Below are 6,476 nucleotides of genomic sequence, written 5' to 3' on the forward strand. Positions count from 1 at the left end.
TCGCGCTCAGCCGCCGGCCACGGACTGCAGAATCTGCAGTTCCTGCCCGGGCGTCACCTCGGTGCCGACGCCGCCGAGGAGCCGGACGTCCTCGCCGTCCACGTAGACATTGACGTACCGCCGCAGGGCGCCGGTCTCGTCGCGAATCCGCCGGCCGAGAATCGGGAACTCGCCCGCGAGGACGTCGAGCACGTGGGACACCGTCGAGGCGGCGTCGAGGGGAACGTGCACGGAGCGTTCACCGCCGACGATCGACGCCAGTGCCCGCGGAACCCGCACGGTGACGCCCCCGCTCATGACGCGATCACCGCGGCCCGCACACACAGGACGTCGGGCAGATGCGCCGCGACCGTGCCGAACGAGGCACCCTCGTCGGCGCTCCCGTAGACCTCGCCGCCGCGCGTGCCGAAATACACCCCGACCGGGTCGGCGGTGTCCACTGCGGCGGCATCGCGCAGCACCACGTTGTAGTCGCGTTCCGGCAGCCCGCTGTCGAGGCGGGTCCAGCTGTTCCCGGCGTCCTCGCTCCGGTAGGCGGCCAGCCGGCCGTCGGGTGGGATCCGTTTGCCGTCCGCCTCGATCGGAACGACCCAGATGGTTCCCTCCCGGCGGGGATGGGTGAGCATCACGAACCCGAAGTCCGTCGGCAGTCCGTCCGCGATCGACTTCCACGTGTCGCCGCTGTCGTCGGAGCGGTAGACGCCGTGATGGTTCTGGGCGTACAACCGGTCGGGAACGACGGCGTCGCGGGCGATCTTGTGGACGCACTGGCCGAACTCCGGGTTCGGGTCCGGCAGGAAGTAGGCCGTGATCCCGGTGTTGCGCGGCTCCCAGGACGCGCCCCCGTCCGTGGTGCGGTAGACACCTCCGGTGCTCATCGCGACATGCACCGTGTTCTCGTCCTGTGGATGAGGGGCGACGGAATGCGCTGCGGCACCGCCATATCCGGCTCCCCACTCGAGGCGGTGCGGATGGTCCCACAGCCCACGTTCGAGGTCGAAATGCTCGCCGCCGTCGACCGACCGCCACACCGAGATGGGTTCGCACCCCGCCCACACGACGCCCGGACGGTCGTCCGTGTCGGGCCGGAGCTGCCACACTCGCTCGAGCGCGGCGCCGTCACCGTCGCCGAAGCGGATGGCGCCGTGGTCCGGTTCGGTCCAGGTGGCACCCAGGTCGTCGGAGTGCGCGACGGTGGGACCCCAGTGCTCGGATCGGACCCCGACCAGAATGCGGGTGCGGCCGGCCCGCGTGTCGATCCCGATACTCGGAATCTCGTTCATCAGGAAGTGCGGGCCTGACAACGCCCAGGTGGCGCGGTCGCGGCTGGTGGCCAGCCACAGGCCCTTCTTCGTTCCGATAGCGACCAGGACCGTGTCGGGTGCGCTCATGAATCCATCGGACCACTCGGCCCCCGCAATTGGCAACGACGGGGCGGGAACTCTCAGCGGGCAGGCCCGTGCCCGATCCTCGCCCGCAGGTGGCTCAGCGCCCGGTGCTGGGCGACACGGACGGCGCCCGGAGTGGTGTCCAGGACCCGTGCGGTCTGCTCGGCCGACATTCCCACGATGACGCGCATGAAGAGGATCTGCTGGTGCCGGACCGGAAGGGTCTCGACGAGCTGGCCCATCTCGCCGCGCAGTTCGCGGCGCAGGACGTGATGCTCGGGGCCGTCCTCGACGTCCACCACATGATGTGCGGCAGCGCCGCGCGCGGTGGTCGGTGCGGACAACCGGGTGGCGCGGCGCCGCGCGTCGGACACCTTGTGCGCGGCGATGCCGAAGATGAACGACAGCAGCGACTTCCCCTGATTCTCGTACGTCCGCAGGGAACTCATCAACGCGAGGCACACATCCTGGGTGACGTCGTCGGCGGTGGCGTGCGGGTGATCCACCAACTCGAGCCTGCTCGTGCAGTAGCGGTGCACGAGTGGGTGCGCGATGCGGAGAACCTCTTCGACGGCGTTCTCATCGCCCGTCGCTGCGTGCGGCGCGAGGCGTTCCAACTCGGCTCTGGCGTCCAACTCGATCATGGTGTTCTCCCTGTTCCCGGTGCTGCATCCAGCCTCGGGGGAACGCGCGATCGTCGATAGGCACCGAAGGGTGCGAAAGTCACCACCCCGGCTAGGACTTCATAGTGGGATCTAGGACACGCGCTAGATGAGCGCAGATTCGGCAACAGAGGTTGTTACCTTCGTGGCCATGGACCCTGTCCGTAACCCCTATGCGCCCGGCGCGGGGCAACGCCCGCCGGAGCTCGCGGGCCGAACCAGGCAGCTCGACGCGTTCGACGTGGTGCTCGAGCGGATCGCGCGCGGTCGCCCGGAACGCAGTGTGATGCTGACGGGTCTGCGCGGCGTCGGGAAGACGGTCCTGCTGAACCACCTGCGGTCGGCCGCCATCTCGCGGCGGTGGGGCACGGGGAAGATCGAGGCCCGCCCGGATCAGGATCTGCGGCGGCCGCTGTCGTCGGCGTTGCACATGGCGGTGCGGGAGATCGCGGGCTCGCATCGCGACCCCGACCGGGTGGAGGAGTTCCTCGGCGTCCTGAAGTCGTTCGCCCTGCGCGCGACGGCCGACAAGGGCATGCGGGAGCGGTGGCAGCCGGGCATCGACGCCCCCGCGGTGAAGGGGCGCGCCGATTCCGGCGACATCGAGATCGACCTGGTGGAACTGCTGCTCGACGCGTCGTCCCTGGCCCGCGACGTCGGGGTCGGGATCGCACTGTTCATCGACGAGATGCAGGACCTCGGCGCCGCGGACGTCTCGGCGGTGTGCGGGGCGTGCCACGAGCTCAGCCAGGACGCGGCGCCGCTGATCGTGGTCGGAGCCGGCCTGCCGCACCTGCCCGCGGTGCTGTCGGCGTCCAAGAGTTACTCGGAGCGGCTGTTCAGCTATCACCGCATCGACCGGCTGGACCGGGTGTCGGCCGATCGGGCATTGATCGCGCCCGCCGAGCGGGAGGACGTGAAGTTCACGGACGAGGCGCTCGACGCGTTGTACGCCGCGGCCGACGGCTACCCCTATTTTGTCCAGGCCTACGGCAAGGCGACGTGGGACGTGGCCGCGGCCAGCCCGATCACTGAGGAGGACGTGCGGGTGGCCGCCCCCACCGCGGAGGAGGAACTCGCGGTCGGGTTCTTCGGGTCGCGGTACGAGCGCGCGACGCCTGCCGAGCGGGAGTACATGCGGGCGATGGCCGACCTCTCCGGGGACGACGGACCGGTCGCCACGTCGGCGATCGCCTCCGAGCTCGGCCGCAAACCCGCGTCGCTGTCACCGGCGCGGGACGGGCTGATCAAGAAGGGCCTGATCTATTCGGCCGAGCGCGGGTCGATCGGATTCACCGTGCCGCACTTCGGCAAGTATCTGCGGGAGCAGAACGACTAGCGGAATCTAGCTTTCTCTACGAATTTGCCTAGATAGCCGAAGATTGTCCTGTCGAGTGCCGGACGTGTTCGGGGCGCTGGCCCTCGCCGTGACTCCGGCGCATCCTGGAGGTACGACGAAGGGATCAGCGATGTCGGACACTGTCGCCCGCAAGGTCATCGGTGCACACCTCCTCGACGGCCGGATGGAACCGGGCGAGGAGATCTCGATCCGGATCGACCAGACCCTCACCCAGGACGCCACCGGAACCCTGGTGATGCAGGAACTCGAGGCGCTCCACCTCGATCGCATCAAGACCGAGTTGAGCGCGCAATACGTCGACCACAATCTGCTGCAGACCGACGAGAAGAACGCCGAGGACCACGAGTTCCTCCGCACCGCCGCGCTGYGGTACGGGTTGTGGTTCTCGAAGCCGGGCAACGGGGTCTCTCATCCCACCCACATGCAGCGCTTCGGTGTTCCCGGCAAGACCATGGTCGGTTCCGACTCGCACACACCGGCGGCGGGATCGCTGGGCATGCTCGCGATCGGCGTCGGTGGGCTCGAGGTAGCCATGGCGATCGCGGGTCAGCCCCTGCACCTGCGGATGCCTCAGATCTGGGGTGTGGAGTTGACCGGCAGGCTCCCCGACTGGAGTTCGGCGAAGGACGTCATCCTCGAGATGCTCCGCCGCCACGGGGTCAAGGGCGGGCTCAACAGAATCATCGAATACCACGGTGAGGGGCTCGCAACGTTGACGGCGATGGATCGTCACGTGATCGCGAACATGGGCGCCGAACTGGGCGCCACGACGTCCATCTTTCCCGCCGACGACGCCGTCCGCGATTTCCTGCGCGCCGAGGGCAGGGAAGCCGACTTCGTGGAACTGCTCGCCGATGCAGGCGCGGAATACGACGTGCACGAACACCTCGACCTGTCGACGATCGAGCCGCTGATCGCGAAACCGTCTTCGCCGGGAAACGTGGTGCCCGTCCGGGAGGTCGCCGGTGAGGACGTCAGCCAGGTGGTGATCGGGTCGTCCGCCAATCCCGGGCTGCGCGATTTCGCGATCGCTGCGGCCATGGTGTCGGGGAGGCAGACCGACCCGAGCGTGAGCTTCGACGTCAATCCGAGTTCGCGGGAGATCCTTTCCGATCTGACGAAGATGGGCGCCACGCTCGCGCTCGTCGTGGCAGGCGCGCGAATTCATCAATCCGGGTGCATGGGCTGCATCGGCATGGGCCAGGCGCCGGCGACCGGCCGGAATTCCCTCCGGACGATGCCCCGCAATTTCCCGGGGCGTTCGGGCACCCGTGAGGATTCCGTGTGGCTGTGTTCACCCGAGACGGCGGCGGCGTCGGCTCTCACCGGGGTGATCACCGACCCGCGGGACTGGGCGGAGAAAGTGGGGATGCCGTACCCGGAGATCACACTTCCGGACGAGGCCACCGTCAACACGGCCATGCTGGTGGCTCCGCTGCCCGAGGAGGAGGCTCGGCTCGTCGAACTCGTGAAGGGTCCCAACATCTCGTCCCTGCCCGAGTTTCCGCCCCTGCCCGACCGCATCGAGGCACCGGTACTTCTCAAGGTCGGGGACAACATCTCCACCGACGAGATCTCTCCGGCCGGGGCGCGGGCCCTGCCGTTCCGCTCCAACATTCCCAAGCTGTCCCGGTTCACGTTCACCCAGGTGGACGAGACCTATCCGGCGCGCGCGGAGAAGACGGCGAAGACCACCGGGCATTTCATCGTCGGCGGTGACAACTACGGGCAGGGGTCCTCGCGTGAGCACGCCGCGATCACCCCGCGCTACCTCGGGTTGCACGCGGTGATCGCCACCTCGTTCGCCCGTATCCACTGGCAGAACCTCGCCAACTTCGGTGTCCTCGCGCTCGAATTCGAGAACCCGGACGACTACGACACGATCCGGCAGGACGACGTGCTTGTCCTCGACGGGGTTCGGGAGGCCATTCGTTCCGGCCCCCACCTGACCCTGTTCGACTCGACCCGTGACGTGGAGATCCCGGTGCGTCATCGGCTGTCCCCACGTCAGGTCGACGATGTGCTCGCGGGCGGATTGATTCCACAGCTGGCACGCAGGGAGTGATCGGCCGGTCGCCGTACACTCGGCGCCGATGAATGGAATTCAATCGCTGTGGGAGCGCATGAGCGCCGTCAGCCCCGCGCCGGCTCCCTGGATCGTTCAGGTCACGGCGGTGGTGGCGGTGATACTCGTCCTCGAACCGCACGCCTGGCGAGTCACCCGCAACGTGGTGACCATCGTGCACGAGGCTGCGCATCTGGTGGTCGCCCTGCTGTTCGGTCGAACGCTGAAGGGGGTGCGGCTGCACTCGGACACGTCGGGTGTCGCCATCTCGTCCGGCAAACCGACCGGGCTCGGTGTGGTCCTCATGACGTTCGCCGGCTACGTGGGTCCTGCCGTTCTGGGGCTCGGTGCGGCCTGGGTGCTGGGCACCCAGCACGCGGTCGCGGTGCTGTGGATCGGTGTCGTCGCTCTTGCGGCCATGCTGATCCTCGTCCGAAACCTGTACGGGTTGTTCTCCCTGACGGTGGTCGGGGCGCTGCTGTTCGGACTCGTGTGGTTCGGGACGCAGGACCAGCAGGTGGCCGCGGCGTATCTGATCACCCTGTTCATGCTCGTCGCCGCGCCGCGTCCGGTCCTCGAACTGCAGCGGCAACGCGCCCGCGGCGCGGCACCGGAGTCGGATGCGGATCAGCTGGCGCGGCTCACCCGCGTTCCCGGCATCGTCTGGGTGGGTCTGTCCCTACTCGTGACGCTGAGCTGCCTCGCACTGGGTGGCTGGTGGATTCTCCGTCCCGTCGGTGGCTGAGGCGCCCGCCAGGTATTCGGCCAGGATCGGTCCGATGACGGCCAGCGCCTCCGGGTCGGTCATCCGGGTGTGTGGGCGGTCGACGGTGTGTGCGATGACGTCCCCATCGATCCACGGCCGCCACGTTGCGCTCGCCGGAGCGGGCTGGGATCCGTTCCTGGCAGCGCCGAAGAACGCCAGGTCGCCGTCGAAGTGTCCCGGTACGAAGTCGGCGGCAGCGTCGACGACGTCGACGTAGTCCTCGTACAACCGGGTC

At 68.3% G+C, this 6,476-nt stretch carries 7 protein-coding genes; 3 read left to right on the forward strand and 4 right to left on the reverse strand.

Annotated features, from left to right (window positions below; all coding sequences use genetic code 11):
• Positions 1-6: 6 nt before the first annotated feature.
• From AC1D1G_RS21535 to shbA, 3 genes are read right to left on the reverse strand one after another with little or no spacing between them, the layout of a single operon-like run.
• Positions 7-297, reverse strand: a complete 291-nt coding sequence (locus AC1D1G_RS21535) for a MoaD/ThiS family protein (RefSeq protein WP_280780462.1) — start codon at positions 295-297, stop codon at positions 7-9.
• On the reverse strand, positions 294-1,391 hold the full coding sequence (locus AC1D1G_RS21540; RefSeq protein ID WP_477953603.1) for a WD40/YVTN/BNR-like repeat-containing protein: 1,098 nt from the start codon (positions 1,389-1,391) through the stop codon (positions 294-296). Before AC1D1G_RS21540 ends, AC1D1G_RS21535 begins: the two co-directional genes overlap by 4 nt.
• 53 nt (positions 1,392-1,444) lie before the next feature.
• On the reverse strand, positions 1,445-2,032 hold the full coding sequence (shbA, locus tag AC1D1G_RS21545) for an RNA polymerase sigma factor ShbA (RefSeq protein ID WP_477953605.1): 588 nt from the start codon (positions 2,030-2,032) through the stop codon (positions 1,445-1,447).
• A 169-nt stretch (positions 2,033-2,201) separates the two neighbouring features.
• On the opposite strand from shbA, the gene AC1D1G_RS21550 reads away from it, so the two are divergent.
• The 3 genes from AC1D1G_RS21550 to AC1D1G_RS21560 all read left to right on the forward strand — a co-directional run bounded on the left by AC1D1G_RS21550 (position 2,202) and on the right by AC1D1G_RS21560 (position 6,220).
• Positions 2,202-3,389 (forward strand): AAA family ATPase, encoded by a 1,188-nt coding sequence (locus AC1D1G_RS21550; protein ID WP_477953610.1) that lies wholly within the window; start codon positions 2,202-2,204, stop codon positions 3,387-3,389.
• A gap of 130 nt (positions 3,390-3,519) precedes the next feature.
• Positions 3,520-5,475, forward strand: a complete 1,956-nt coding sequence (locus AC1D1G_RS21555; RefSeq protein ID WP_477953606.1) for an aconitate hydratase — start codon at positions 3,520-3,522, stop codon at positions 5,473-5,475.
• Between the two features lie 58 nt (positions 5,476-5,533).
• Complete coding sequence (locus AC1D1G_RS21560; protein ID WP_477953607.1) at positions 5,534-6,220, forward strand: M50 family metallopeptidase; 687 nt, start codon at positions 5,534-5,536, stop codon at positions 6,218-6,220.
• Here AC1D1G_RS21560 and AC1D1G_RS21565 read toward each other — a convergent pair.
• Positions 6,155-6,476: hypothetical protein (locus AC1D1G_RS21565; RefSeq protein ID WP_477953609.1), on the reverse strand; the 322-nt coding region annotated here is incomplete at its 5' end. The genes AC1D1G_RS21560 and AC1D1G_RS21565 overlap by 66 nt on opposite strands.

This window comes from Rhodococcus sp. P3_B8 (genome assembly GCF_056402775.1).